Below are 25547 nucleotides of genomic sequence, written 5' to 3' on the forward strand. Positions count from 1 at the left end.
GGCGAAGAACCCTACCGCCCGGTCGGCAGGTCCTTGAACGGGATGTCCTTGTCCACGCGAATGTCGCCGGGCAGGCCAAGGACACGCTCGGCGATGATGTTGCGCAGGATTTCGTCGGTGCCGCCGGCGATGCGCAGGCCAGGCGCGAACATCAGCGACCAGTGGAAGGACGCCTTGAGCGGCGCGAGGGTCTCGTCGTTGATGATCCCGTACTGATCCAGCATCTCGATCGCCGTATTGGCGAGATCCTGCATCTGGCCGGCTGAGATGATCTTGCCGATCGAGCTTTCCGGCCCGGGCGTCTGGCCGCGCGACAGGGCGGTCATGGTGCGGTTGCGGGTGTGCTTGAGCCCCTCGGCCTGGACGTACCAGTCGGCCAGCTTCTCGCGCAGGGCCTGGTCCTTGAGGGCCGAGCCGCCGTCGAGGCTCGGCGTCTGGCGCGCGGCCTCCATGAACTCCGACCAGCCGGAGCCGGTCGCCCCGCCCACGGCGAGACGCTCGTTCATCAGGGTCACCAGGCTGACCTTCCAGCCATCGCCCTCCGCCCCGAGGCGCTGGCTGTCCTTCACTCGCAGATTGGTGAAGAACACCTCGTTGAAGCCTGAGCCGCCGGACATCTGGTGGATCGGCTTCACCTCGACCGCCGGATCCTTCATGTCGATCCAGAACATGGTCAGCCCCTTGTGCTTGGGCACGTCGGGGTTGGTGCGGACGATCACGATGCCATAGTCGGAGAACTGCGCGCCGGTGGTCCAGACCTTCTGGCCGTTGATGATCCAGTCGCCCGAGCCGTCAGGCGCCCGCTCCGCCTTGGTGCGGGAACCGGCGACGTCTGAGCCGCCGGCCGGCTCGGAGAAGAGCTGGCTCCAGATCTCCTCGCCACGGATCGCCGGCCCCACGAAGCGCTTCTTGGTCGCCTCGTCGGCGAAGGTCATCACCGTCGGCAGGCACATGCCCAGGCCGATCTGGAACGGATTGCCGGGGGTCGGGTAGTTCGCCTCTTCCTGGCTGAAGATGACGTTCTGGACCGGCGTGCCGCCCTGCCCGCCCCACTCCTTGGGCCAGGTGATGCAGGCGTAGCCGGCGGCCGCCTTCTTGGCCTGCCACGCCTTAGCGGCGGCGAGGTCGTCGCCGCCCTCGGGATCGGCGCTCTCGACCTTCTTCGGCGCGTTGGCGGCGAGCCATTCGCGGACCTTCTGGCGATAGGCGGCTTCTTCGGGGGAGTCGTTGAAATCCATGACCTTCTCCTCGCCTCAGGCGGCTTGCGCGTTGCGGCGCTCGATATGGCTGACCAGCCGCTCCTTCCAGACCCGCGGCGCGCCGGCCACGAGCGAAAGCTGGCGCGAGCGCCGGTAATAGAGGTGGCAGTCCATTTCCCAGGTGAAGCCGATGCCGCCGTGGGTCTGGATGTTCTCCTTGGAGGCGAACCAAAAGGCGTCACTGGCGGCGATCCGCGCGGCGCTGGCCGCGACCGGCAGCTCCGGCGCGTCGGTGTTCAGCGCCCAGGCGCCGTAATAGGCGTTGGAACGGGCCAGCTCGTTCTTGACGTACATGTCGGCCAGCTTGTGCTTGATGGCCTGGTAGGAGGCGATCACCCGGCCGAAGGCGTAGCGCTCAAGCGCGTAGGCCTTGGCCATCTCCAGGCAGCGGTCGGCGCCGCCGGTCTGTTCGAAGGCCAGGAGGACGGCGGCGCGATCGAAGACCTGTTCCAGCAGCGCAAAGCCCTCGCCGGCGGCGCCCAGGCGGGCGACCGGGGTCTGGTCGAAGACGAGCCTGGCGGCGTCGCGCGTCGGATCGAGCGTGCGGACCGCCTCGCGTTTCACGCTGGGGTGGGCAAGGTCGGCCAGGAAAAGCCCCGGCTTGCCGTTCTCCTTGGCCAGCACCAGGGCGAGCGTGGCGATGTCGCCGTCGGTGACCGGGATCTTCACGCCGGAGAGCTTGCCGCCCTCGACGCTGGCCTGAAGCGTGGCGGGGCCCGTGACGCCAGGGCCTTCGGAGGTCGCCACCGCGCCGATCACCTCGCCGGCAGCGATCTTCGGCAGGATCTGCGCCTTCTGGGCGTCGTCACCGGCCAGCATGATCGCTTCGGCCAGGAAGTAGACCGTGGAGGCGAAGGGGATCGGGGCGACCACCCGGCCCAGCTCCTCGGCGATCACGCAGAGCTCCAGCCGGCCAAGGCCCAGACCGCCGTGCTGCTCGGGGATGGCCGCGCCGAGCCAGCCCTGAGCGGCGACCTGCTTCCAGAGCGCCTCGTCGTAGGCGACGGACTCGTCGTCGAGCACCTTGCGCACCCGCGAAGTCGCGCAGTTCGCCTCGAGGAACTTGCGCGCCTCGCCCTTGAGGAATTTCTGATCGTCAGAGAAGTCGAAGTTCATTTCCGCCCGTCCCGTCATCGTTTCGCCGATGCTCGCGGCCAACATACGCGGGCGGCGAGCCAAGAAAAGATTGACCTCGCGTCAAGAAATTCAGCGTCTTATGCCGCGCTGGCGAGGCTCCGGGGGCGGTATGGCCAAGGCGGTATTTCAACGTAACCAGAAAGTCTGGGTCGAAAGCGTCGGCGCCTGGGCGGTGATCGAGAAGATCGTGCCGGTCTGGGCCAAGGGCTTCGATGAACCCGTGCGCGTGACCTATGAGGTCGGGTTGGGGCGCGAGTTCCAGGCGCACGAACTGCGCGCCGAGGCGGACGCCACCGTCGAAACGGTCGGAGAGGGCGGCGCCTGGCGGCTGATGCGGGCGCGGAACAAGTGGCAGACCGAAGAGGACTGCGCCCACCATCCGCACCCCGGGACTTATCCCGTCGTGGTGACCGACGAAGCCGACTGGGGCGGCTGGCGGGTCCCAGGGGCGGAGTATGACCGGGCGCCAGGCAGGATCGAACAGCAGGCTCGGCTGATCGCCAGCGCGCCACGCCTACTTACCCTGGCGCGGGCGGTGATGCGGCTGGTGGACGAGAGCGCCGGCGACGCCCCGCCTGAGCTGCAGCGCCTCGCCGAAGCGTTCGCCAGGCTGGACCGGCGCATTCGAGAGGCGCCGGCGGCGAGCCCTGCTCCATTGACCACCGAGTGACGCCTAACTTCCCTTCTTCCCCCGTGGGAGAAGGAAACCTTCGGAGCTCTCTCCGTTGGCGCCGCGCTCGCGGGGGACTACATCCTTCGGATGCGCACAGACACGCCCCAGCCGATCCGGCTCGCCGACTACGCCCCACCCGCCTTTCTGATCGACGAGGTCCGGCTGGACTTCGACCTGGCGCCGAACACCACGCGGGTGAAGGCGAAGCTGACGGTGCGGCGCAACGGCGAGCACGCCCAGCCGCTGGTGCTGAACGGCGAGCGGCTGAAGCCGGTCTCGGTGGCGATCGACGGACGGGTGCTGGCGGAAGCCGAGCGGACCATCGACGCCGAGTTCCTGACCATCCCGAACGCGCCCGACGCCTTCGTGCTGGAGACCGAGGTCGAGATCGACCCGGAGAACAACAAGGCGCTGGAAGGCCTCTACATGTCCGGCGGCCGCTTCTGCACCCAGTGCGAGGCCGAAGGCTTCCGCAAGATCACCTGGTATCCGGACCGGCCCGACGTGCTGTCTCGCTTCACGGTGCGGATCGAGGCCGACCGCAAGTTCCGGCACCTGCTGTCCAACGGCAACCTGATCGATGCCGGCGAGCTGCCTGGCGGGCGTCACTTCGCCGTCTGGAACGACCCCTTCCCCAAGCCCTGCTACCTCTTCGCCCTGGTGGGCGGCGAACTGGACGTGCTGGAAGACAAGCTGGTCACCATGACCGGCCGCACGGTCGACCTGCGCATCTATGTCGATCCGGGCATGGCGCCGCGCGCCGCCTACGCCATGGACGCGCTCAAGCGCTCGATGAAGTGGGACGAGGAGACGTTCGGGCGCGAGTACGACCTGGACCTCTTCATGATCGTCGCCGTGCGTGACTTCAACTTCGGGGCGATGGAGAACAAGGGGCTGAACATCTTCAACTCCTCGCTCCTGCTGGCCGATCCGGCGACCGCCACCGACATGGACTATGAGCGGATCGAGAGCGTCGTCGCCCACGAATACTTCCACAACTGGACCGGCGACCGGATCACCTGCCGTGACTGGTTCCAGCTCTGCCTGAAGGAGGGCCTGACCGTCTTCCGCGACCAGAGCTTCTCGGCCGACATGCGTGGCCATGCGGTGCAACGGATCAAGGACGTGAAAGCGCTGCGCGCCCGGCAGTTCGCCGAGGATCAGGGGCCGCTGGCCCACCCGGTGCGGCCGTCCAGCTATCTGAAAATCGACAACTTCTACACCGCGACCATCTACGAGAAGGGGTCGGAGGTGATCCGGATGCTGAAGACCCTGATCGGTCCCGAGGCGTTCCGGAAGGGCATGGACCTCTATTTCGAGCGCTGGGACGGCCACGCCACCACGGTGGAGGAATTCATCCGCTGCTTCGCCGACGTGACCGGCCGCGATTTCGAGGGCTTCTTCGCCTGGTACGAGCAGGCCGGGACGCCCAGGGTCTCGCTCAAGCAAAGCTATGACGCGGCGGCCCGGACGCTGGAACTGGAGCTGGCGCAGGAAACTCCGCCGACGCCAGGCCAGCCGACCAAGAAGCCGCTGCCGATCCCAGTCACCCTGGGGCTGCTGGACGGCGACGGACGGACCCTTGCCTTCGAGCGCGACGGCCAGGCGGCCGACGAAACCCTGATCGTGCTGGACCAGGCGAGCGCCAAGGTCACCCTGACCGGCGTGGACGCCGCGCCGGTGGTATCGGCCTTGCGAGGCTTCTCCTCGCCCGTCGAGCTGACCACCGATGCGCGGGCCTCCGACCGTTATGTCCAGCTCGCCGGTGACGCCGACCTGTTCAACCGTTGGGAGGCCGGGCAGGAACTGGCCCGCGCCCTGATCCTGGCCCGCGCCAAGGGCGCTGCAGACGAGGTGAGCGAAGAGCGCTATGCCGAGGCCCTGGGCCGCGCGCTCAACGACCAGGCCTCGGACCCAGCCTTCAAGGCCCTGCTGCTGGCCCTGCCCAGCGAATCCGATCTAGCCCTGGCGATGGCGCCGGCCGATCCGGCGGCGATCCACGCCGCCCGCGACGCCCTGCGGCTACGCCTGTCGCTGCACCTGACCGAAGACCTGCAGCGCCTGCATATCGGGCTGCAGGAACTGGGCGAATTCTCGCCGGACGCCGCCAGCGCCGGACGCCGGGCCCTGCGCAACGCCGCGCTCGACCTGCTGGCGGCCAACCCGCGCGCCGAGACCGGCGAACTCGCCGACGGACACTATCGCGCGGCGGCGAACATGACCGACGCCATGGGCGGGCTCTCGGCCCTGATGCAGATCGGCGGCGACCTCTACGAGAACGCGCTGACGGACTTCTTCCAACGCTGGAAGGCCGAACCGCTGGTGATCGACAAGTGGTTCGCGCTGCAGGCCCGCGATCCCGACGAGAGCGCGCTGGGCCGCGTCATGGGCCTGACCGCGCATCCGGCCTTCGACGAGAAGAACCCCAACCGGCTGCGGGCGCTGGTCTCGACCTTCGCCAACTTCAATCCGGCCAGGTTCCACGACCCGAGCGGCGCCGGGTACCGCTTCCTGGCCGACCAGATCCTGGCAGTGGACGGCTTCAACCCGATGACCGCGGCTCGGCTGGTCGAGCCCCTCGGCGGCTGGCGTCGCTACAAGCCCGAGCTCGGCGCTCTGATGCGCAAGGAGCTGGAGCGGATCGCCGGAACCGAAGGCCTGTCGAAGAACGTCTACGAACTGGCCACCAAGGCGCTGGCCGACTGAACCTGCGCCAGTGGTGCGTGACGCGCCCGTCAAGGATGCGTAGACTCACGGCCTAGGTGAATCGGGCGCAGGAGCGGCGGGGCTTTGGCCGGACGCGGAGGCGGCAAGGATGTGACCGGCTCTCGGCCAAGTCACCTGCGCGGCGCGGCCGTTGCAGGCGGCAGGCTCGCGGCCAGCCGCACCTTCGCGCGCATCGCCCTGCTCTCGACCCTGCTGCTGGTCTGCACTCTGGTTGCGGTGATCCAGGCTTCCCGCCCGCTCGCCGGCCTCGACGCCCGGCAGATCGCCTGGCTGGCGGCGCCCGCGGCCCTGGCCTGCCTCATCGGCCTGATCCTGGTCCTGGAAGGCCGCCGCGTCGCCAACGCGCAGCAGGCCTTCATCGATTCCGAGCAGCGCTTCCGGATGGCGGCGGAAGCGGCCCGGTGCGGCATCTGGGAATGGGACCTCTCGACGGACGAGATCTTCATGTCAGACGTCACCGCGGCGATCCTCGGACTGGGCGCAAGCGGGATCGTGCCCGGGCAGAGCATCCTCGATCGGGTCGCGCCCGATCACCGCGACCGCCTGCGCCAGGCGCTCTCGACGGCGGCGATCTATGGCGTGTTCGACGTTTCGTTCCGAACGGCTGCGGCGACAAACGGGCGCTCGGTCTGGGTGGACGCCCGCGGCCAGGCTTTCGGCCAGCCGACTGACGAGGGCTACTCCCGCATCATCGGCGTGGCGCTCGACGTCACCGAAGAGCGCAAGGCTCAGGCCCGCGCGCAAGCGGCGGAAGGGCGGCTGCGCGACGCCATTGAAAGCGTCTCCGAGGGCTTCGTGCTCTGGGACCGCAACGGCCGCCTGCTGCTCTGCAATCACAACTTCCGCAGCTTCTTTGCGCTGGATTCCAGCGTGCTCAAGCCGGGCGTGACCCGCAAACAGGTGGATCGCATGGCCAGGCTTGCCGTCCGGCAGGCCACGCCGAGCCTGAACGGCAAGCCGGGAGTGCACGAGGCCGAGTTGCGCGACGGTCGCTGGGTCCAGATATCCGAGCGGCGGACGGCCGAGGGCCGCCTGGTGATCACCGCCAGCGACATCACCGCGATCAAGTCGCAGGAAGAAACCCGCAGGCGCAATGAGGCGCAGCTCCAGGCGCTGGTGGCCGACCTGGAACGCAGCCAGGAGCAGCTCTCCGAACTGGCCCGCAAGTACGAGGCCGAGAAGGTCCGGGCCGAGGGGGCCAACAAGGCCAAGAGCGAATTCCTGGCCAATATGAGCCATGAACTGCGCACGCCGCTGAACGCCATCAACGGCTTCTCCGAGATCATGGTCGGGGAGATGTTCGGGGCGCTGGGGGACACCCGCTACAAGGGCTACGCGCAGGACATCCTGTCCTCGGGGCAGCATCTGCTGGCGTTGATCAACGACATCCTCGACATGTCGAAGATCGAGGCCGGGAAGATGAACCTGCGGTTCGAGCCGCTGGCGCTGGACGAGGTGGTCGAGGACGCGGTCCGGTTGGTGCGCAACCGCGCCGAGGCGGCCGGCCTCGTCATGGCCATTGAGCTGCCACCGCTGCCGGAGGTGGAGGCGGACTATCGCGCGCTGAAGCAGGTGCTGCTGAACATCCTCTCGAACGCCATCAAGTTCACGCCGCGCGGCGGGCGCATCACCATCAAGGCCGAGGGCCGCCGCGGCCCGTTGGGCGATCATGTTCGTGTGAGCGTGCAGGACACCGGCATCGGCATCGCCCAGGACGACCTGCCGCGGCTCGCCCGGCCCTTCGAGCAGGTGGAGAGCCAGCAGCACGCGAAGTCCACCCAGGGGACCGGACTCGGGCTGGCGCTCACCAAGTCGCTGGTGGAGATGCACGGCGGCCTGCTGGACGTGCAGAGCGCGCCCGGCGAAGGGACGCTGGTCAGCTTCACCGTTCCGCTGCAGCAGGCCGGCGACAGTCCGGCCAAGGGCGTGGTCGCCGCCTAGAGCGCGTTAGGCGAAAGCGTAAGCGCGCTCTAAACTTAAGAAAATATAGCTTTTTCAACGGACTAGATGTTTTCCATCTAGCCCCTAAAGGGCTCTAGCGGCGGTGCGGCGGCTCGCCCCGGCCGCGGGGCTCAGTCAGGCCCTTGACGAGGATCGTCCGTTCGGCGGGCGAGAGGCCGGCGGCGAAATCGACCACCTTGTCGTCGACCAGGCCCCTGGCCCGGGCTTCCTGCGTCCTGATCTCGGCGAGGCGTCGCCGGGCGGCCGCGGCGTCGAAAGGCTCGTCCGCCAGTGCGCGCCAGGCGTCCTGACGGGCGACCCGCACCTGGCGCATGGCGTCGCGCATCTGCGGCCCGCCGCTACGCAGGGCGGCGCGATAGGCGTTGCGCTGCTCCTGTGAAAGACCATCGGCCGCGCGCCAGAGCGGCGGCTGGACGCCGACCCGCGCCGGCATCGGATGGGCCGCCCGGAACCGCTGGCCGACCACCAGGCCTCCGGCCACGGTTCCGATCAGGAAGAGGTTCAGGGCCAGGGACACGAACAGGACGATCAACAGCGACTTGCGGCTCACTAGGCTCCCTCCCCCACACCGAGGCCCGACAGTTCGTCATAGCTCGCCAGGGCTGCGGTGACGGCTTCGTCCGTAGGCTGCAGCGGCGCCGCATCCGACAGCGCCACGCCCAGGACCAGCCCCGCCGCGCAGGCGGCCGCGAGCCCCGCGCCAGCCCCCGCGCCCCAAAGCCAGGCCATGGGGTTCAGGCCGCGTCGGCGCGACGCGGGCGCAGCGGCGAGGATCGTGTCCTGCAATCTCACGGAGGCCGCGGGCATCCGCCAGCCGTCCAGCAGCAGGTCAAGTTCGGCGTCCGCCTCCAGGACGCGCCGGGCGAGGTCCGGCTCCTGCGCCATGAACAGCGCGGCCTGGTCGCGTTCGGCGACGGGCCAGCGGGCCATGTCGCCGCCATAGGCCTCGGCGAGTTGCTGAAAGCGTTCGTAGGTCATTCGACTAATGTCCCGCCATGTCCGAGAGCGCCCCCCGCAAGTTGCGGCGGCCCCGCGCCAGCAGGCTCTCCAGCGCATCGACGCTGACGCCCATCAGCCCGGCCGCCTCGATATTCGAGAGCTCCTGATAATGGCAAAGCACGATCGCCTCCCGCTGGCGGTCCGGCAGGGCCTGCATCGCGGCGGCGACCCTGGTCCCGATATCCCGAGCCTGCAATCCCCGGTCCGGGGCCGGGCCTTCATCGGCACGTTCAGGCACAAGCGCCACAGTAACCTCCCGCCGCCTTCGAAGCCGGTCGTAGCAGAGATTGAGCGCCACGCGATGCAGCCAGGTGTCGAAGCGCGCCTGGCCCGGCTTCCACTGCGGCGCCTGCTTCCAGGCCCGGAGGAAGGCCTCCTGAGCCACATCCTCCCCCTCGGCGGGGTCGCCGAGCATGCGTTGGGCCAGGGCAAGCACCCGCGGCAGCTTGCGCCCCATGAGGGCGCGAACGGCGGCAGGATCCCCCCGCCCCACGCGCGCCAGCAATTCCTCGTCGGGATCGTCCAAGCCTCACCTCGGCCAGGGTCGCCTCAAGCCGCTCGTCAACCTTTGCCACGGATCCGGCCCTGGCTCGAGAGTTCGCTCCCCGTCAGCCAGCCATCCTTGTTCGCGTCGCGCTTGTCGAAGCGCCGCTTGGCGCCGGCGTCAAGCTCCGCCCGGTCGATGAAGCCGTCGCCGTTGACGTCCGAGCGCGCCCACATGCGCGCCAGGCGCTCGGTGCGTTTGGAGCCCTCCGGCGCGCGATCGGACACTGGGCGCATCTCGGCGCGGGAGATCTTGCCGTCGCGATCGGTGTCCAGCCGGGCAAGCATGGCCGTATTCTCGGCCTTGGCGAACTCGGCCGGCGAGACACGACCATCGCCGTCGCCGTCCCGGGCGCCGGCCGGCGCCTGGGCATGCGCCATGCCGGTGGTCATGGCCAGGGCGGCGGCGAGAACCAGAGCCTTCATACGGAAATCCCTTCGAGCAGCGTCGTTTCGAAGGGTTGAACGCAGCCGGCGCGGTTATCCGTCGCTGACGATCTCAGCATAGGCCTGATGAGCGGCCTTGCGGGCGGTTTCAAGCCTGGTCGTCAGGCTGCGGAAGTCGCGCGCTCCGCCAGCCCGGGCCAGCAGGGCGCGGAAGGCCTTGGGCTCCTCGGTCGGGTCGCCATTGTCGCCCAGCGCCACCTTCAGGAGCTGGGTGAGGTCCTGCTGCAGAGTCCAGGCCTTACGCAGGGCGGCGAGCGCGCCGGCCGGCGCCAGGCCGTCGAAGGCCGCCAGGGCTTCGGCCGTGTTCTGCCGCAGGGGACCGCCCTCGGCGGCGTTGGCGAGCTGGAGGAACTGGGCGGCGAACTCGATGTCGACCAAGCCGCCGGGCGACAGTTTCAGATCCCAGTCGCCCTTGGGCGGGCGTTCCTGGGCCATCAGCGCGCGCATCTCGCGCACGTCGGCGGCTGTGCGCTTGCAGTCGCGCGGCCGACGCAGGGCGGTCTCGATGGCCTGGACCGCATCGGCCGCAAAGGCCGGGCTGCTCGACCAGACCACCCGCGCTCGAGTGAGCGCCAGAAGCTCCCAGGTCTCGGCCTCGCGCTCGTAATAGTCCTCGAAGGCCGCGAAGCTGACGGCGACCGGCCCCTTGGTCCCCGAGGGACGAAGCTGCATGTCGACCTCGTAGAGCCCGCCCTCCGCGGTCGGGGTCGAAAGCGCGGCGATGAGGCGCTGGGTGAAGCGGCCATAGAAGACGTCCGCGCTCCAGCCCTTGATGGTCGAGACCCCGGCCGGGTCGGCGGCCCGATAGAGGGTCATCAGGTCGAGATCCGAGCCTGCGCTCATCTCGCGCGATCCGCACTTGCCGAGCGCGATCACGGCGACGTCGCCTTCGAAATCGCCACCTAGGCGCACGGCCTCGGCCAGGGCGACCGGCGCGAGGGCCTCGATGCAGATGTTGGCGAGGTCGGCGAAGGCCCGGCCGGCGATCTCGGCGCTGGCCGCACCGCTCATCACCTGGACGCCGACCCGGAACGCCTGCTCGCGATGGGCCCGCCGTACGGCGTCCATGGCCTCCTCGAAGCCATCGGCCTGCGAGAGGGCCAGGGCCATGACGTTGCGGTCTTCCTCGCTGTCGATCTGGGCGAAGAAGGCGCCGTCGAGCAGGGCGTCGAGCGCCGCCGGCCGACGGGCGAGGGTGTTGGCCAGCTTGGGCGCGAAGGCCATGACCTGGACCATCAGCTCGAACAGCCGAGGCTGGGCCAGGAACAGCGACTGGAGTTGCACGCCCGAGGTCAGCTTGGAGAAGAAGGCCTCGAAGCGGTTGAAGGCGGCGTCGGGCGAGCCGGTGGCCTGGGCCGCTTCCAGCAGGCGCGGCGCCAGCCGGGTGAAGAGCTCCCGCCCCCGCTCCGTCCGCGTCGCCTGAATGTGGCCGTGGTGCCAGGAGCGGATGGTCTGCGAGACCAGGGCCGGATTGGAAAAGCCCATTCGGGCCAGGGTCGCCAGGGTCTCCGGATCGTCGTCCACGCCGGTGAAGATCAGGCTGCCGTACTTGGAGGACAGCGCCTCCTCGTCGGGGAAGAGTTCTCCATAGCGGCGGTTGACGGTCTTCAGAACCTTCTCGATGGCGGCGTCGAAGCTGCGGACACGGTCATAGCCGTAGAGCGCGGCCACGCGCTTGCGCTCGTTGTCGGATTCCGGGAGCCGGTGGGTCTGCTCGTCGGCCAGCATCTGAATGCGATGCTCCACGGCGCGAAGCTGGGCATAGGCTTCTGTCAGTTCCGCCGCCGTCTGGCTGGAGACGTGGCCAGCCGCTTCCAGCGCGTGCAGCGCGTCCAGGGTCCGCGGCGAGCGCAGGTCCGGGTGACGGCCGCCGAGGATGAGCTGCTGGGTCTGGACGTAGAACTCGATCTCCCGAATGCCGCCTCGGCCCAGCTTCAGGTCCATGCCCTTGGCGGTAAGCCGGTCGTCGACCTTGTGGACGTGGATCTGGCGCTTGATCGAGTGGATGTCGGCGATGGCCGCGAAATCGAGGTTCTTGCGCCAGATGAACGGGGCGAGTTCTTCCAGGAAGGCCCGCCCGCGCGGGATATCGCCGGCCGCCGCCCGGGCCTTGATGAAGGCCGCCCGTTCCCAGTTCTGGCCGACGCTCTCGTAATAGTCGAAGGCCGCCGGCGCTGGCACGGCCGGCGGCGTTGAGGACGGATCGGGGCGCAGGCGCAGGTCCACGCGGAAGACGTAGCCGTCGCCGGTCTTGTCCTGCATGAGTTCGGCGAGGCGGTGGGTCAGCCGGACCGCAAAGGCCTGGGTCTCCACGCCCTCGGCCACGGGCAATGCGTCCGGCTCGTAGAAGACCGAGATGTCGATGTCGCTGGAATAGTTGAGCTCGTAGGCGCCGTGCTTGCCCATGGCGATGCAGAACCAGCCGGGGACCGGCCCTTCCGCGCCCGAGCCCAGCCGGGTCAGGCGTCCGGCGTCGAGCTCGGCCTGGGCGGCGACCACCAGCGCGGCGGCCAGAGCAGCGTCGGCGAAGCGGGCCAGGGCGCCGGTCACCGCATCCAGGCTCCAGACACCGCCCAGGTCGGCCAGGGCGATCAGCAGGTGCGCCTCGGCCTTCAGCTTGCGCAGGCCGGACTTCGCGCCCTCCCAGTCGGAGGAAGCTTGGGCGGCGGTGCGGAGCAGCAGATCCTCGAACCGAGCGGTCGGCTCGCTCTCGATCAGGGCGCGAAGCCGCCCAACGTCGCGGCGCGCGAGGCTGGTGAGGTAGGGCGAGGCGCCGAACACCGGGGCCAGGGCCGGCCAAGCCTTGTCGAGCAGATCTTCCCAGCCGTCCCGCACAGCGGCTTCGACCAGGACGTTGCGCGCACGCTCGGCGGCCTTCGGGTCAGCGATCGGCCCGCAGGGGCGCATGGAATCGACGAGTTGAGTCATCGAAAAGACCTTAGCCGCGCGACGATAGAGATTTCACTACGAGCTTGGCGAAGGCCCGCCATCAGGCCCGCGGGAGGATGAGGGCCACCCGCAATCCCGGCCCCATGTCGCCGACCTTGCCGGGCCCTTCCGAAAGCTCCAGCCGGCCGTCGTGCGCCTCGGCCACGGCCGCGACCAGTGAGAGGCCGAGACCAGAACCGGGTTCGCTGCGGCTGTTTTCCAGGCGCACGAAACGCTCGACGACGCGGGCGCGATCCTCGTCCGGCACGCCGGGGCCGGTGTCGGTCACCGAGAACTCGATCTCGCCGGAAGAGCGGCGGCGGACCCGCAGCATGATGGCGCCGCCGACGGGCGTGTACTTGACCGCGTTGTCCAGGATGTTGGCCAGCGCCTGGGCCAGAAACTCGCGATTGCCGCGGACCTGGAGGTCGCGGGTCAGTTCGGAGCCGAACTCCAGGCCCTTGTCCTCGCAGGTCGGCTCGTAGAGCTCGGCCAGGTCGCCAGCCAGTTCGGCCGGGTCGAAGACGGTCTGGTCGGGCGCGCGGCCGGCCGCCTGCAGGCGGGCGATGGCCAGGACGGCGGAGAAGGTCTTCAGGACGCCATCGGTGTCCTCGAGGGCCTGGCCGAGGGCTTCCTTGGCGTCGCCCTTGCCGGCTTCCACGTCGAGATAGGCCGTTTCCAGCCGCGCGCGCAGGCGCGTCAGGGGCGAGCGAAGGTCGTGGGCGATGGCGTCGCCCGCATGGCGGTGGCCGGCCATGGACCGCTCCAGCCGGTCGAGCATCTCGTTGATGCCCTCCGAAAGCTCGTCAAACTCGTCACGGGCGCCGCGTACCGCGGCCCGAGCGCCGAACTCCCCGTTGCGCACCGCCGTCACCACGTCGTTGAGCGCGCCCATGCTGCGCGAGACGTTGCGGCTGACGAGCAAGCCGCCCGCGAGACCGAGTAGGATGACCAGGGCGCCTGCGCCCCAGAGGGCCCGGACGATCTTCACCACATAGGCCTGGTCCTCGCTGATGTCGGCGCCGACGAACAGCACCTCGCCGCCGCTCAGCCGCTCCTGGAAACCGCGGGCCGGGTGCTTCACCATACGGCCCTGGGCGTCGTAGTCGGTGACGGAGAAGCTCGCGCGGGCGGGCGCCGCGCTGGCGCCGCCCTCGATCGGCGTCTCGGCGATCGAGCCGGATATCCGCGTGCCGTCCGGCTTCATGAGCAGGTAGAGGAAGGGTCGCTCGCTGGACGCCCGCTCGATCAGGGACTGATTGACCGCGTCGATCCCAGCGCGGTCATAGGCCGCCACGAGCGAGCGCATTTCCCGCGTGATGTTACGGTCGGTGCGGCGCGTCGCCTCTCCGGCGGTGGCGAGATAGATGTAGGCGAGGAAGGCGCTGGCCGCGGCTGCGAACAGGGCCAGGAAGAGCAGCGTCAGCCGAAACGGCGTCGTGCGGAAAAGCCTGGGCAGGCGCATGACGCCAAGCCAGCCTTAAGGGTCGAGACGATAGCCCGCGCCGCGGACGGTCTGCAGCATCGGCCGATCGAAGCCCTTGTCGATCTTCGAACGCAGGCGCGAGACATGGACGTCGATGACGTTGGTCTGCGGGTCGAAATGGTACTCCCAGACCTTCTCAAGCAGCATGGTGCGGGTCACCGACTGGCCGGCGTGGCGCATCATGAACTCCAGGAGCTGGAACTCGCGGGGCTGAAGGTCGATCTCCTTGCCCTGGCGATGCACGGTGCGGCCGATGAGGTCCATCTCCAGCTCGCCGACCCGCAGCAGGGTCTGGACCGAACCGGTCTCGCGGCGACGCGACAGCGCCTCCACCCGGGCGATCAGCTCGGCGAAGGCGTAGGGCTTGACCAGATAGTCGTCGCCGCCCGCCTTGAGGCCTTCGACGCGGTCGTTGATCTCACCCAGGGCCGAGAGGAAGAGGACCGGCGTGCCGTCCCCCTCCCGCCGCAGGGTCTGGACCATGCTGACGCCGTCCATGCGCGGCATCATCCGGTCGACGATCATCACGTCGAAGTCGCCGGCATGGGCGGCCGAAAGGCCCTCCTCGCCGTCGGCGGCGCGAACGCACTCGTGTCCCGCCTCCGTGAGGCCGCGGTCCATCACCCCGGCTGCTTCGAGATCGTCCTCGACAATCAGGATACGCATCGTTCGCGGCCCCCGCCGTTTGCGCCTATTCGCTGATCCGGATCGGCAGGAACGAGGTCCGGCCGCCACGATGCACGCCCAGAAGCACGCTCTGGCGTTCGGCCTTCTTGGCCGCGGTCACCGCCGCCGAGAGTTCGGCCGCAGTGGTCACCGGAACGCCGTTGGCCTGCACGACCACGTCGTCGCGACGCAGGCCCTTGAGCGCCGCATCGGAGGATTGATCGACACTGGTGATCAGGACGCCGCGGAAGCCCGGGTCAAGGTTCAGGCGGCGACGGGCCGCGTCGTCCAGGGGCGCAAGCGCCAGCCCGAGCACGACCGGGCGCTGAGCCTGGGCGCCGGGACCTTCCGAGCCCTCGCGGCCGCCACCGCCCTGCTGGTTGTCGTTGGAGGCCAGTTCGCGTTCGGTCGGACGCACGCCGGAACGGACCTCGACCGCGCGGCGCTTGCCGGCGCGGATGACGTCGAGGCGAAGCACGTCGCCGGCCTTGGCCTTGGCCACCTCGCGGGTGAGCTCCGAGGAGGTCCGCACGGCAACGCCGTTGACCGAGGTCACGATATCGCCCGACTGAAGGCCGGCCTTCTCCGACGGACCGCCAGGCGCGACGTTGGCGATGATCGCGCCGCGCTGGTCGGCCATACCCTGGGCCTCGGCCATCTCGGACGTGAAGTTCTGGACCGTCGCGCCGATGTAGCCTCGGGTGATCTTGCCGCCCGACATGAGCTGCTTGGTGATCGAGTCGGCCAGATCCGCCGGGATCGCGAAGCCGATGCCGACCGAGCCGCCGGACGGCGAGAAGATCGCCGTGTTGACCCCGATGACCCGGCCGTAGATGTCGAAGGTCGGGCCGCCCGAGTTGCCGCGGTTGATCGGCGCGTCGATCTGGATGAAGTCCACGAAAGTCTCGCCGATGTCACGGCCATAGGCCGAGACGATCCCGGCCGTCGCCGTGCCGCCGAGGCCGAAGGGGTTGCCGACGGTAATGACCCAATCGCCCACGCGCGGCTTGGCGGCGTTCTCGAAGTTCACATAGGGAAAGCCCGAGCCTTCCACCTTCAGGACCGCCAGGTCGGTGCCTTCGTCGCGGCCGACGATGGTGGCGGTCAGCTCGCGCTCGTCCTTGAGCACGACTTTGATTTCCTTGGCGTTCTCGACAACGTGATTATTGGTGACGATGTATCCGTTGGCCGAGATGAAGAAGCCGGAACCAGACGACTGCTGGCTGGGAAGGCGCGGGTTGCGGCCCTGACCGCCCTGACCGCCCTGGCCCCCTTGTCCGCCCTCCTCGTCCTCGCCCTCGCCGCCCGGAGCCTGGCCGCGGGGAACGATGTCGAAGGGGAAATTCTCGAAGCCCGGCACGCGGCGCAGGGCCGAGGCGTCCATCTCGGAGGTCACGTTGATCGAGACGACGGCCGGCGAAACCTTTTCGAAGATATCGGCGAAGGACAGCGGCGCGCCGGGCGGTGGCGCGAAGATCGGGGCTGTCGACGTCCGCATGAGCAGGCTGCGGTCGATGGTCGAGCTGGTGCGGGGCTGGTCGGACAGATTGGCGCCGGCCAGGGCTGCGGTGGCGACGCCCACGCCTGCAAGAGCGCCGAGGAGGTAACCGGTCTTCTTCGAGGTCATAAGCCTTCAATTTCCCTGTGGGGCGACGGGACTCAACACCAGGGCCCCTTACCCGACAACCTAGGTTCGATGCCTGAGAGCGCAACGTCCCTCAAGTTACGTTTAGGTCACGCTCGGCGCTTCATAGCGGTCTTTGTTTGGCGCAATCTTGTCACGCCGCTCAATCGCGCGACAGCCGGTTCAGTCTTTCGACCTCGTCAGGCGTAAGCTCGTCCGCCTCGACTCGGTTGCGGAAATTGCGCACCAGCAGCAGCAGTCCTGCAAGCACCACCAGGAGCGGCGCTCCCCAGAGCATGGCGTTGCCCCAGGAAAACGCCGGCTTCAGCAGCACGAATTCGCCGTAGCGATCGGTGAGATACTTGCGGACCTCATCGTCGGTCCTCCCGGCCTTGATCTCCTCGCGCACCAGCCGGCGAAGGTCGGCGGCCAGCTCGGCGTTGGAGTCGTCGATCGACTCGTTCTGGCAGACCAGGCAGCGGACTTCGCGGAAGAGCTCGCGGGCTCGCGCCTCCTGCGCCGGATCGGGCAAGCGCTCGGCCGGATCGGACGCCGCGGCGATGCAGAGGATGGCCGCCATGGCCGCCAGCAGCCGCTTCATGCCGCGGCCTCCACCAGGCGGCGCCCGGCCGCCAGCCGCATGCGCCGGTCGCTCAGCGAGACCAGGCCGCCGACGGCCATGATCGCCGGGCCGAGGAAGATCAGCAGCGCCAGGGGGTTCCAGTAGGCCCGGACCAGCCAGACAGGCTGGCCGGCGGCGTCGCGCCGTTCACCCAGGACGACATAGAGGTGATCGAGGCCCCGAGTGCAGATGGAGACTTCCGACGTGGTCTGGCCGCCGGTGGAATAAAGGCGGCGCTCTGGCGTCGGTTCGCAGATCAGCTTCTCGCCCTTGAAGGCCCGCATCAGGCCGCGCTCGGCCTCGTAGTTCGGACCATCGACGCCGCGGATGTCGTCGAGCACGAGGCTGTATTCGCCGAGCGCCAGCCGCCCGCCGATCGGCAGGGTCTGGGCTGCCTCGACCTTCCAGCCGGTCTCGAAGCAGGCGCCGAGAACGAACACGCCCAGCCCCAGGTGAGCCAGCGTCATGCCCCAGGCCCCGCGCGGCAGGCCGACGAACCGCCGCCAGCTCTCGCCGGCCGAGACGCGGAAGGCGCGGGTGCGCTCGGCCAGTTCGACCAGGGCGCCGAGGATCAGCCAGGCGCCCATGGCCACGCCCGCCGCCGAGAAGGCCTTGCGCGGGCTGATGAGGGCGAAGGCCGCCAGGCCGCAGGCCAGCGCGATGAGGGCGGCGACCCACAAGCGTTGGATCACGCCCTGCAGGTCGCCCCGCTTCCAGGCCAGGAGCGGGCCGGCCGGAAGGATCAGGATGAGCGCCGCCATCAGCGGCATGAAGGTCAGGTTGAAGAAGGGCGGGCCGACGGAGATCGCCTCGCCCGTCGCAGCCTCGCGGATCAGCGGATAGAGCGTGCCCAGCAGCACGGTCGTCGTCGCGGCGGCCAGGAGGATGTTGTTCAGCACCAGCGCGCTCTCGCGGCTGATCGGCGCGAAGAGACCGCCGCGGCTTAGGGTCGGCGCGCGCCAGGCGAAGAGCGCGAAGCTCGCGCCCGCGGTGACGCCGAGGATCATCAGCAGCAGGACGCCGCGGGTCGGATCGACTGCGAAGGCGTGGACCGAGGTCAGCACGCCGGAGCGGACCAGGAAGGCGCCCAGCATCGAGAAGGAGAAGGCCGCGAGCGCCAGGAAGACCGTCCAGCCGGTCAGCGCCCCGCGCTTCTCGGTCACGATGGCCGAATGCAAGAGCGCCGCGCCGATCAGCCAGGGCATGAAGCTGGCGTTCTCGACCGGGTCCCAGAACCACCAGCCGCCCCAACCGAGTTCGTAATAGGCCCAGAAGGCGCCGAGCGTGATGCCGACGGTCAGGGCGGCCCAGGCCGCCAGGGTCCAGGGACGCACCCAGCGCGCCCAGGCCGCGTCCACGCGCCCCTCGATCAGGGCGGCGACGGCGAAGGAGAACACCACCGACATGCCGACATAGCCGAGGTAGAGGGCCGGCGGGTGGAAGGCCAGCGCCGGATCCTGCAGCAGCGGGTTCAGCGAACGGCCCTCGACCGGCGGGTTCGCTATCCGCACGAAGGGGTTCGAGGCGAAGACCGTATAGGCCAGGAAGACCACGCCGAGCAGGCCCTGGACGGTGATCGTCAGGCTCTTGAGGCCGGCCGGCAAGTCACGACCGAAGGCGGCGACCGCAGCGCCGCAGCCGGTCAGGGCCAGGCACCAGAGCATCATTGAGCCCTCATGGCTGCCCCAGGTCCCGGCCACCCGATAAAGCAACGGCTTGGCGGTATGGGAATTGGCCGCCACGTTGGCGACCGAGAAATCCGAGACTACGAAGGCGTACATCAGGCTCGCGAAGGCGATCGCGAGCGCGATGAAGGCCGCAATGGCCGCACCTTGCCCCGCCCCGGCCAGGACCGACGAGCGACGCACGCGCGCCACGGCCGACAGGATCGCCTGGGCCAGGGACAGCGCCAGGGCGAAAGCCAGGGCGAAGGCTCCTATTTCGACGATCATGGCTGGGCGGCGTCCGTCTGGTAGCTCGGTGGCGGCGAGCCCTCGCCGCGCCATTCGCCTTGTTCCTTCAGCGCCTTGGAGACTTCGCGCGGCATGTAGCGCTCATCGTGCTTGGCCAGCACCTGGCGGGCCTCGAACTCGCCGTCCTTGCGGAACGAACCGGTCGCGACGATCCCCTGCCCTTCGCGGAACAGGTCGGGCAGGTCGCCCGAGAAGTGGACCGTGGCGGTGGCCTGCTGGTCGGCGACGACGAACTCGACCCGGCCGTCGGGGTGCTTGACCACGCTCCCCGGCTGCACCAGGCCGCCGAGCTGCACCGAACGCCCCGGAGGCGGCTTGGCGGCAGCGGCCTGGGCCGGGGTGTAGAAGAACGAGATCGAATCCGAGAGGCCCCACAGGGTCAGCCCCGCCGCCAGGGCGAGCACCGGCGCGATGGCTGCGATCAGATAGAGGCGGCGACGCGCCTTGGGGGATTTCGGCAGCCAGCCGCTCATTGCATGGGTTCCGTCTTGGCCGCGGCGTCCAAAGCCTGCAGGAGTTCAGGTTCGCCGGCGTAACGAGCGCGAGCCGAGGCCAGGGCCTGATCGCGTTTGGCCGCGTCGCCGAGCACCGCGTAGGAGCGCACCAGCCGCACCCACCCCTCCGGGTCGTCGGGCTCGGCCTCGAGGCGCGCGGCGAGACCGGCGACCATGCCTTGGATCGCGGACTTCTGGGCGTTGTCGAACTTGGGCGCCGGCGCGCCTTCGACCCTGGCGATAGCCTGACGCACGGCGACACGCCGCCGGTCGGTGGCGGGAAGCTCTTCGGCCAGGGCGCGCCAGGCGGCGAGCCCCTGCTCGCGCTGGCCGGCGTCGATCTCGGCGCGAGCCAGATGGAAGCGGGCGTTCACGGCCTTCGGGTCGCGCTTGAGCGCTTCCTCGAACGCGCGCTTGGCCTGCGCGGTCACCTCGCCCTGGGCCTGGACCACGAAGACCTCGCCAAGTTCCTCCCAGAGGTCGGCGCGATCGGGGGCCAGTTCGACGGCCCGCCGCATGGCGCGCAACGCGCCGTTGGGATTGTCGGAAGCCATCTCCGCCTGGGCGAGATAGCCATAGGCGTCGGGATCGCCGCCACGCTCGCCGATCAGGGTCTGCAGCACGACCACCATCTGCGGGGCCGTCAGGCTGGCCGGATCGGCCGCACGCCACTGGGCCACCCGCGCCTTGAAGGGCTGGTCGTGGAAGCCGGGGGAACCGATGACGAAATAGAGGCCGAGGGCGATCAACGGCGTCAGGGCGGCGACCGCCAGGACCGGCTTTCGCAAGCCGACGTCGGCGGTCCAGGCGACGGCGTGGCTATCGGCCGCGTTCAGCAGGCGGCGGGCGGCTTCGGCTCGGGTCGCGCCCCGTTCGCTCTCGGCGATGAGGCCGCGCTCGGCCAGATCGTCGATTTCCCGAAGTTGGCGGCGATAGAGCGCGGTCGTGGGATCGTTCGCTCCCGCGGCTCGAGCCGCGCGCGCCGAACTCCACAGGATAAGGCCGGCGCCAAGCGCCGAAAGGACGCCCGCAACCACCCAGAATGCGATCATGGCGCGGCCTTTATACGAAAGCGTGCGCCAGTTCTACTGGGCCGATCGGCGCATGCGCGAACTACCCGGCCAGGAAGCTTCCGCCCCTGCGCCGGGGGGCCACGACCGCGAAGGCCGCGGCGGCCCTGCGGCGAACGATGTCGCCCGCCCGAGGCTCCCGCAGCCGACCGATGAACTCGGCCGCCGCCTCCAGCAGATGCTCGGCGATATCGTTGTGAGGCGCCGCGCCGTCGCGGACGGCGTCCAGCACCTCCTCGACATACTCATCGAGAGCCTCGGCGGCCTTTTCGATGACCTGACTGCGGGCGGATGCGAACCCGCCATGGTTGGCGCTGGCCCGAACCCCCTCGATGAAGGCCAGCAGGCTGCGGCAGGCCTCCACCTGCTGCGGGTCGGGGCGGGCGTCCAGGCGCGGTTCGGAAACCATGGCGCGCGCGGTGCGAACCCGCTGGCTTGGCAGAGCGGCGTTGATGAGCTTGGGCAGTTCGCGCACGCGCCTTTCGACCGTCGTCGCGAACACCTGCTTCTGTTTCTGGATCCGCGCGCCCCAGACGCCGTCGCGCGCCAGCTCGATGTTGCTTTCGAGCTCCGAAATCTGGAGCGTCAGGACCTCGACCGCCCTTGCCGCCTCGACGGCCGCCGCCTCCCCGTCCTGCAGATCGAAGCCCGCCAGCGCCTTTACGCCGAGATCGACGGCGTCCATGAGCCGGACGGCGAAGGAGGCCAGTTCTGAACCGGCCATGTAGCTCTCGGCCGGTTTGTCCATCACAGCAGAGACGATCCGCAGGATGGTCCAGGGCTCGGCGAGCTGCCCCGCCAGCATCTCGAAGAACAGCGGCCCGCGGTCTTCTCCTCCCCGGCAGGCGTCGCGATAGGCGATACGGGCGGCGGTCGCCCGTTCCTGCGTCGTCCGGACGATCCAGTCCGGCAGCTTCATCGTCGCGCGCCGGACGATCGGCGCGATGCTCAGGCAGGTCCGCAGACTGGCCGATGCGCCCGGACGGGCTTCATCGAGAATCTTGAGGGCGGCGACGATGTCCGGCTGGCCCTTCGCGTCGATCTCGTCCGCCAGCCGATCGGTCAGCAGATCGAAGGGCTCGGCGCTCGTCACGCCAGGCTCGTAGCCGTGCAGGATCAGCGCCGCGTGCTCGGCCTCGTCCGAAGCGACCGCACGCAAGCCGCGCCAAAGCAGGGGAAAGGCCGCCGGGGCGAAGACCAACGTATCGCTCGGGACCGCCATGCTGCGAAACAACGGAGCGACCGGCTCCAACACCTTGTTGCGAAGAATGCGCTCGCCGATCTCGGCCTCGACCAGCCGCCGGACGCCCGCCAGCGCGGTGTCGCCGCCCGCCGTCGCCAGGGCGTTCTGCAGGCCGCTGACAACCTTGTCTGGGGCCGCAGCCACCAGGCCTCTGACGATATCGATCTTGTCGTCGGACAGGCCGGCCATGGCGAGTTGGCTCCGGCGCGAAGCCGTCTCCGCGCAAGCGTCGACACTGGCCGCGCCGGAGTTAAGGTTTCGCAAAGCTGAGCCTTGTCAGGCCTCCGCGCGCGGCAGGTCCATCTCGACCGACAGGCCGCCCAGCCGCGCCTCGCCCAGCCTCAAGACCCCGCCATAGGCGCGGGAGAGCTCATCGACGATGGAGAGGCCAAGGCCCGATCCGGGCGCGGTTTCGTCCAGGCGCGCGCCCCTGCGCACCACCGCCTCGCGCTGCTCGGGAGTGAGGCCCGGGCCGTCGTCCTCGATGGTCAGGCGGAAACGGTCGGCGGAGACGGGAGCCGCCCGTACGCGGATGCGATGGCCGCACCACTTGCCGGCGTTCTCCATGGCGTTGCCGGCCAGCTCCAGCAGGTCCTGGCGCTCGCCCTGGAAATAGAGGTCGTCGGGCGCGTCCCAGTCGATCTCCACGCCCTTGTCCTGGAAGATGCGCTCCAGCGTCCGGGCCAGTTCGTCCAGCACGTCGGCGACCGAGGTCCGTTCGCCCGAGCCCTGCATCCGGGCCGCGGCGCGGGCGCGCCTCAGATGATGATCGACCTGCTGGCGCATGGCCTCGGCCTGGCCCTCGACCACCTCGGCAAGCGGCCCGCCGGTCTGGCGCGCCTCGGTCAGCATGACCGACAACGGGGTCTTCAGGGCGTGGGCGAGATTGCCGACATGGGTCCGCTGGCGCTCCACGACTTCCTGGTTGTGCGCCATCAGCGCGTTGAGCTCGTCGGCGAGGGGCGCCAGTTCGCTGGGATAGGCGGCCTGGACGCGCTCGGCCTTGCCGCGGCGGACCGAAGCGATCTCCCGTTGAAGGGCGAAGAGCGGGTTGAGCCCCACCCGGACCTGGATCACCACCGCGGCGATCATGCCGACGCCCAGCAGCAGGAAGGCGATGGCTGTGGCGGTGATGAAACTGCGCACGTCCCGGTCGACCGGGCTGCGGTCTTCGGCGGCCATGAACACCACCGGGGCGCTGCGGCCGGGCAGCTTGGCCTGGGTGGCCATGGCCCGCAGCCGTTCGTTGGTTTGCGGGCCGGCGGTGTTGTAGGAGACCGGCTGGCCCGGCTCGGCGTTCAGCCGCTTGACGATGTCGGTCGGCCACTTGAGCTCGCTGTCCCACAGGGAGCGGGAGCGGACGAGCACCTTGAGCTGGCCGTCCGGCGTCGGTTCGGCGATCTGCCAGTACTTGCCGGAAAAGGCCCGCAGGGCGCGCAAATCGGTCAGGGCCGGGGCCACGACCTCGCCCTCCTCGGCAATGGTGGTGCCGGCGGTCAGGTTGTCGATAAGTTCCAGAAGGCCCTGATCGAAGCCGCGGATCGCCGCCTGCTGGAACAGCAGCGCCAGAACCAGCGCCGTCACCAGCAGCACCGCGAGGCTCCAGCCAGCGGCGAGGATCACCAGCCGCCGGACGAGCGACGGCTGGCCAAGGGCCGGCATGCTCACGGCTTGGCCGCCTCGCCTCCCAGTTCCTCGGACGGCGCGGTCAGGCGATAGCCCAGCCCGCGGACGGTTTCGATCCGATCGGCGCCGATCTTCTTGCGCAGGCGCCCGATGAACACCTCGATGGTGTTGGAATCGCGGTCGAAGTCCTGGTCGTAGAGGTGCTCGACCAGTTCGGTGCGGCTGATCACCCGGCCCTGGTGCATCATCAGATAGTGCAGCAGCCGGTACTCCAGCGAAGTCAGCCGCAAGGGCTCGCCGTTGACGCTGGCGCGGGCGGCCCGCGGATCGAGGCGCAGGCCGCCGAGGGACAGGCTGGGCGCCGCATGGCCGGCCGAGCGCCGCAGCAACGCCCTCAGGCGAGCCAGTAGCTCTTCAGTATGGAAGGGCTTGGTGAGGTAGTCGTCGGCGCCGGCGTCGAAGCCCGCGACCTTCTCGCTCCAGGCGCCGCGGGCGGTCAGGATCAGGACCGGGACGGCCATGCTCTCGCGCCGCCAGCGCTCCAGCACCGACACGCCGTCCACCTTGGGGAGGCCCAGGTCGAGGATTACCGCGTCATAGGGCTCGGTCTCGCCCAGGAACTGCGCTTCCTCGCCGTCGGAGGCATGGTCCACCGCATAGCCCGCGTCGCCCAGCGCCGACTTGAGCTGGCGCGACAGGTCCGGATCATCCTCTACCAACAGGATACGCATGGAACTCCTCAGCCGCCTTGGCGGGAAATGATGGCGCCCGACTGGGCGTCGACCACGAAGATGATCACCCGGCCGTCATTGGTCTGCCACTGGACGAAATAGGCGGGTCGGCCGCCCGCGTCGCCCTGGGTGGTGTTGAGCTGGCGTCCAGGCGTGCGCGCCGCGATGGTGGCGATGACCTGCTGCAGCGGCACCTGCCGGCCGCCGCGCACGGCCGCACGGGCCGCGTCCTGATCGCCCCGGCCGCCATAGGAGGGCCGGCCGTAGTCAGGATACGGCTGGGCCTGGGCCGCCGGAGCGGCCGCCAGCAGCGCAGCGATGACAAGAAGGCGTTTCATGAACCGCAGGCTTAGAGGGAGCTCACTGAACCGAGGCTGAATACGCAGTTTATGAAGCTCCGGACCCGTCCTGTCATCCTAGCCGGCGGAAGTTATCTCTTCTTGGGCGTGTAGGGCCGTTCTTTTCGCCAACGCTCGGCGAAGCCTTCCAGCTCCGGGTCGACCTTTTCAGGCAGCATCAGGACGATACGCGCGAGGAGGTCTCCGCGCTTGCCGCGACTGTCGGAAAGCCCCCGCCCCTTCAGCCGCAGGGACTGGCCGCTGTTGGCCCCCTTGGGGATGGTCAGGGAGACGACGCCGTCGGGCGTGCGTGCCTCGACCTTGCCGCCCAGCACGGCGTCGGGGATCGAGACGGGCAGGTCCATGACCAGGGCCGCGCCTTCGCGCCGATAGATCGGGTGCGGGCGAACGACGAGTTCGATGAACGCGTCCCCCGGGCCGCCCCGTCCGGGCGAGCCCTGACCCTTCAGGCGCAGGGTCTGTCCCTCCTCTGCGCCCTTGGGAATGCTTACGTCGATGGTGCGGCCGTCAGAGAAGGCGATCCGCTTCTTGCCGCCGTGGATCGACTCTTCGAGGTCGATCTCGAGCCTGGCCCGGACGTCCGACCCCCGCTGCGAAAAGCCGCCGAAGCCGCCGCCCCGCCGTCCCAAGATCTCACTGAAGAGGTCGCTGAGGTCTGCGCCCTCCATCTCCTCGGCCTGACGCCCGGACCAGGGGCCGCCCTGGCCGCCGCCGAAAGGACCGCCGCCGCCGAAGCCGCGCATGGTTTCGCGACCATCGGCGTCGATCTCGCCAGCGTCGAACTTCTTGCGCTTCTCGGCGTCGCCGATGATGTCGAAGGCCGCGCTGACGCGCTTGAAGCGCTCCTCGGCGGCCTTGTCGCCGGGATTGGTGTCCGGGTGATGCTGCTTGGCGAGCTTGCGGAACGCCTTGCGGACCTCATCGGCGCTCGCGCCACGGGAGACGCCCAGCTCCTGGTAGGGATCGCGCGCCAAAGAA

Annotated in this window: 22 protein-coding genes; 3 read left to right on the forward strand and 19 right to left on the reverse strand. The window is 69.3% G+C overall.

Going from position 1 to position 25547, the window contains the following annotated elements:
- Positions 1 to 11: 11 nt before the first annotated feature.
- Positions 12 to 1238 (reverse strand): acyl-CoA dehydrogenase family protein, encoded by a 1227-nt coding sequence (locus tag ABID41_RS02585; protein WP_331929961.1) that lies wholly within the window; start codon positions 1236 to 1238, stop codon positions 12 to 14.
- Positions 1239 to 1253: 15 nt separating this feature from the next.
- Entirely contained in the window at positions 1254 to 2375 is a 1122-nt protein-coding gene (locus ABID41_RS02590) for an acyl-CoA dehydrogenase family protein (protein ID WP_331929963.1), read from the reverse strand.
- A gap of 130 nt (positions 2376 to 2505) precedes the next feature.
- Between ABID41_RS02590 and ABID41_RS02595 the strand changes: the two genes are divergently transcribed.
- The 3 genes from ABID41_RS02595 (at position 2506) to ABID41_RS02605 (ending at position 7737) form a co-directional block, all read left to right on the forward strand.
- Positions 2506 to 3066, forward strand: a complete 561-nt coding sequence (locus ABID41_RS02595; RefSeq protein ID WP_331929965.1) for a hypothetical protein — start codon at positions 2506 to 2508, stop codon at positions 3064 to 3066.
- A 90-nt stretch (positions 3067 to 3156) separates the two neighbouring features.
- Positions 3157 to 5775, forward strand: coding sequence for an aminopeptidase N (gene pepN, locus ABID41_RS02600; RefSeq protein WP_331929967.1), 2619 nt, complete (start codon positions 3157 to 3159; stop codon positions 5773 to 5775).
- Between the two features lie 84 nt (positions 5776 to 5859).
- Entirely contained in the window at positions 5860 to 7737 is a 1878-nt protein-coding gene (locus ABID41_RS02605; RefSeq protein WP_331929969.1) for a PAS domain-containing sensor histidine kinase, read from the forward strand.
- 94 nt (positions 7738 to 7831) lie between these two features.
- Here the strand turns inward: ABID41_RS02605 and ABID41_RS02610 are convergent, their stop codons facing one another.
- The 17 genes from ABID41_RS02610 to ABID41_RS02690 form a co-directional block, all read right to left on the reverse strand.
- Positions 7832 to 8308 carry a periplasmic heavy metal sensor gene (locus ABID41_RS02610; RefSeq protein WP_331929971.1) on the reverse strand — a complete coding sequence of 159 codons (477 nt, stop codon included), beginning with the start codon at positions 8306 to 8308 and terminating at the stop codon, positions 7832 to 7834.
- A complete protein-coding gene (locus ABID41_RS02615) occupies positions 8308 to 8736 on the reverse strand; it encodes a hypothetical protein (protein WP_354297131.1) in 429 nt (142 codons plus the stop codon). The genes ABID41_RS02610 and ABID41_RS02615 overlap by 1 nt, the downstream gene beginning before the upstream one ends.
- A gap of 4 nt (positions 8737 to 8740) precedes the next feature.
- A complete protein-coding gene (locus ABID41_RS02620) occupies positions 8741 to 9283 on the reverse strand; it encodes an RNA polymerase sigma factor (RefSeq protein ID WP_331932741.1) in 543 nt (180 codons plus the stop codon).
- Between the two features lie 35 nt (positions 9284 to 9318).
- The gene (locus ABID41_RS02625) at positions 9319 to 9726 is read right to left on the reverse strand and encodes an EF-hand domain-containing protein (RefSeq protein ID WP_331932742.1); all 408 of its coding nucleotides are present in this window, start codon (positions 9724 to 9726) and stop codon (positions 9319 to 9321) included.
- A 54-nt stretch (positions 9727 to 9780) separates the two neighbouring features.
- Positions 9781 to 12675: a bifunctional [glutamine synthetase] adenylyltransferase/[glutamine synthetase]-adenylyl-L-tyrosine phosphorylase gene (locus ABID41_RS02630; protein WP_354297132.1), complete on the reverse strand. Its 2895-nt coding sequence runs from the start codon at positions 12673 to 12675 to the stop codon at positions 9781 to 9783.
- A 61-nt stretch (positions 12676 to 12736) separates the two neighbouring features.
- On the reverse strand, positions 12737 to 14140 hold the full coding sequence (locus ABID41_RS02635) for a sensor histidine kinase (RefSeq protein WP_331931031.1): 1404 nt from the start codon (positions 14138 to 14140) through the stop codon (positions 12737 to 12739).
- 15 nt (positions 14141 to 14155) lie between these two features.
- On the reverse strand, positions 14156 to 14827 hold the full coding sequence (locus tag ABID41_RS02640) for a response regulator transcription factor (protein WP_331931033.1): 672 nt from the start codon (positions 14825 to 14827) through the stop codon (positions 14156 to 14158).
- A gap of 25 nt (positions 14828 to 14852) precedes the next feature.
- Positions 14853 to 16454 carry a Do family serine endopeptidase gene (locus tag ABID41_RS02645; protein ID WP_331931035.1) on the reverse strand — a complete coding sequence of 534 codons (1602 nt, stop codon included), beginning with the start codon at positions 16452 to 16454 and terminating at the stop codon, positions 14853 to 14855.
- 160 nt (positions 16455 to 16614) lie between these two features.
- Positions 16615 to 17052 carry a cytochrome c-type biogenesis protein gene (locus tag ABID41_RS02650; RefSeq protein ID WP_354297133.1) on the reverse strand — a complete coding sequence of 146 codons (438 nt, stop codon included), beginning with the start codon at positions 17050 to 17052 and terminating at the stop codon, positions 16615 to 16617.
- Positions 17049 to 19025, reverse strand: coding sequence for a heme lyase CcmF/NrfE family subunit (locus tag ABID41_RS02655; protein WP_354297134.1), 1977 nt, complete (start codon positions 19023 to 19025; stop codon positions 17049 to 17051). Before ABID41_RS02655 ends, ABID41_RS02650 begins: the two co-directional genes overlap by 4 nt.
- The gene (ccmE, locus tag ABID41_RS02660; protein ID WP_331928675.1) at positions 19022 to 19519 is read right to left on the reverse strand and encodes a cytochrome c maturation protein CcmE; all 498 of its coding nucleotides are present in this window, start codon (positions 19517 to 19519) and stop codon (positions 19022 to 19024) included. The genes ABID41_RS02655 and ccmE overlap by 4 nt, the downstream gene beginning before the upstream one ends.
- Positions 19516 to 20592, reverse strand: coding sequence for a c-type cytochrome biogenesis protein CcmI (gene ccmI, locus ABID41_RS02665; protein ID WP_354297135.1), 1077 nt, complete (start codon positions 20590 to 20592; stop codon positions 19516 to 19518). Before ccmI ends, ccmE begins: the two co-directional genes overlap by 4 nt.
- A gap of 61 nt (positions 20593 to 20653) precedes the next feature.
- Positions 20654 to 22042: a hypothetical protein gene (locus tag ABID41_RS02670; protein ID WP_331930520.1), complete on the reverse strand. Its 1389-nt coding sequence runs from the start codon at positions 22040 to 22042 to the stop codon at positions 20654 to 20656.
- 87 nt (positions 22043 to 22129) lie between these two features.
- A complete protein-coding gene (locus ABID41_RS02675) occupies positions 22130 to 23515 on the reverse strand; it encodes a sensor histidine kinase (RefSeq protein ID WP_331930524.1) in 1386 nt (461 codons plus the stop codon).
- Between the two features lie 2 nt (positions 23516 to 23517).
- A complete protein-coding gene (locus ABID41_RS02680) occupies positions 23518 to 24210 on the reverse strand; it encodes a response regulator transcription factor (protein ID WP_354297136.1) in 693 nt (230 codons plus the stop codon).
- Positions 24211 to 24218: 8 nt separating this feature from the next.
- Positions 24219 to 24548 carry a PepSY domain-containing protein gene (locus ABID41_RS02685; protein ID WP_354297137.1) on the reverse strand — a complete coding sequence of 110 codons (330 nt, stop codon included), beginning with the start codon at positions 24546 to 24548 and terminating at the stop codon, positions 24219 to 24221.
- A gap of 92 nt (positions 24549 to 24640) precedes the next feature.
- Positions 24641 to 25543, reverse strand: a complete 903-nt coding sequence (locus ABID41_RS02690; protein ID WP_331931267.1) for a J domain-containing protein — start codon at positions 25541 to 25543, stop codon at positions 24641 to 24643.
- Positions 25544 to 25547: the final 4 nt, after the last annotated feature.

Source organism: Phenylobacterium koreense, assembly GCF_040545335.1.
GTDB classification, from domain to species: domain Bacteria; phylum Pseudomonadota; class Alphaproteobacteria; order Caulobacterales; family Caulobacteraceae; genus Phenylobacterium; species Phenylobacterium koreense.

Excerpts from the sequence above, each read along its gene's own strand:
- ABID41_RS02585 (WP_331929961.1), bottom strand. The coding sequence starts at position 1,238 with ATGGATTTCAACGACTCCCCCGAAGAAGCCGCCTATCGCCAGAAGGTC.
- ABID41_RS02590 (WP_331929963.1), bottom strand. The coding sequence starts at position 2,375 with ATGAACTTCGACTTCTCTGACGATCAGAAATTCCTCAAGGGCGAGGCG.
- ABID41_RS02595 (WP_331929965.1), top strand. The coding sequence starts at position 2,506 with ATGGCCAAGGCGGTATTTCAACGTAACCAGAAAGTCTGGGTCGAAAGC.
- pepN (WP_331929967.1), top strand. The coding sequence starts at position 3,157 with ATGCGCACAGACACGCCCCAGCCGATCCGGCTCGCCGACTACGCCCCA.
- ABID41_RS02615 (WP_354297131.1), bottom strand. The coding sequence starts at position 8,736 with ATGACCTACGAACGCTTTCAGCAACTCGCCGAGGCCTATGGCGGCGAC.
- ABID41_RS02625 (WP_331932742.1), bottom strand. The coding sequence starts at position 9,726 with ATGAAGGCTCTGGTTCTCGCCGCCGCCCTGGCCATGACCACCGGCATG.
- ABID41_RS02630 (WP_354297132.1), bottom strand. The coding sequence starts at position 12,675 with ATGACTCAACTCGTCGATTCCATGCGCCCCTGCGGGCCGATCGCTGAC.
- ABID41_RS02635 (WP_331931031.1), bottom strand. The coding sequence starts at position 14,140 with ATGCGCCTGCCCAGGCTTTTCCGCACGACGCCGTTTCGGCTGACGCTG.
- ABID41_RS02640 (WP_331931033.1), bottom strand. The coding sequence starts at position 14,827 with ATGCGTATCCTGATTGTCGAGGACGATCTCGAAGCAGCCGGGGTGATG.
- ABID41_RS02645 (WP_331931035.1), bottom strand. The coding sequence starts at position 16,454 with ATGACCTCGAAGAAGACCGGTTACCTCCTCGGCGCTCTTGCAGGCGTG.
- ABID41_RS02650 (WP_354297133.1), bottom strand. The coding sequence starts at position 17,052 with ATGAAGCGGCTGCTGGCGGCCATGGCGGCCATCCTCTGCATCGCCGCG.
- ABID41_RS02655 (WP_354297134.1), bottom strand. The coding sequence starts at position 19,025 with ATGATCGTCGAAATAGGAGCCTTCGCCCTGGCTTTCGCCCTGGCGCTG.
- ccmE (WP_331928675.1), bottom strand. The coding sequence starts at position 19,519 with ATGAGCGGCTGGCTGCCGAAATCCCCCAAGGCGCGTCGCCGCCTCTAT.
- ccmI (WP_354297135.1), bottom strand. The coding sequence starts at position 20,592 with ATGATCGCATTCTGGGTGGTTGCGGGCGTCCTTTCGGCGCTTGGCGCC.
- ABID41_RS02670 (WP_331930520.1), bottom strand. The coding sequence starts at position 22,042 with ATGGCCGGCCTGTCCGACGACAAGATCGATATCGTCAGAGGCCTGGTG.
- ABID41_RS02675 (WP_331930524.1), bottom strand. The coding sequence starts at position 23,515 with ATGCCGGCCCTTGGCCAGCCGTCGCTCGTCCGGCGGCTGGTGATCCTC.
- ABID41_RS02680 (WP_354297136.1), bottom strand. The coding sequence starts at position 24,210 with ATGCGTATCCTGTTGGTAGAGGATGATCCGGACCTGTCGCGCCAGCTC.
- ABID41_RS02685 (WP_354297137.1), bottom strand. The coding sequence starts at position 24,548 with ATGAAACGCCTTCTTGTCATCGCTGCGCTGCTGGCGGCCGCTCCGGCG.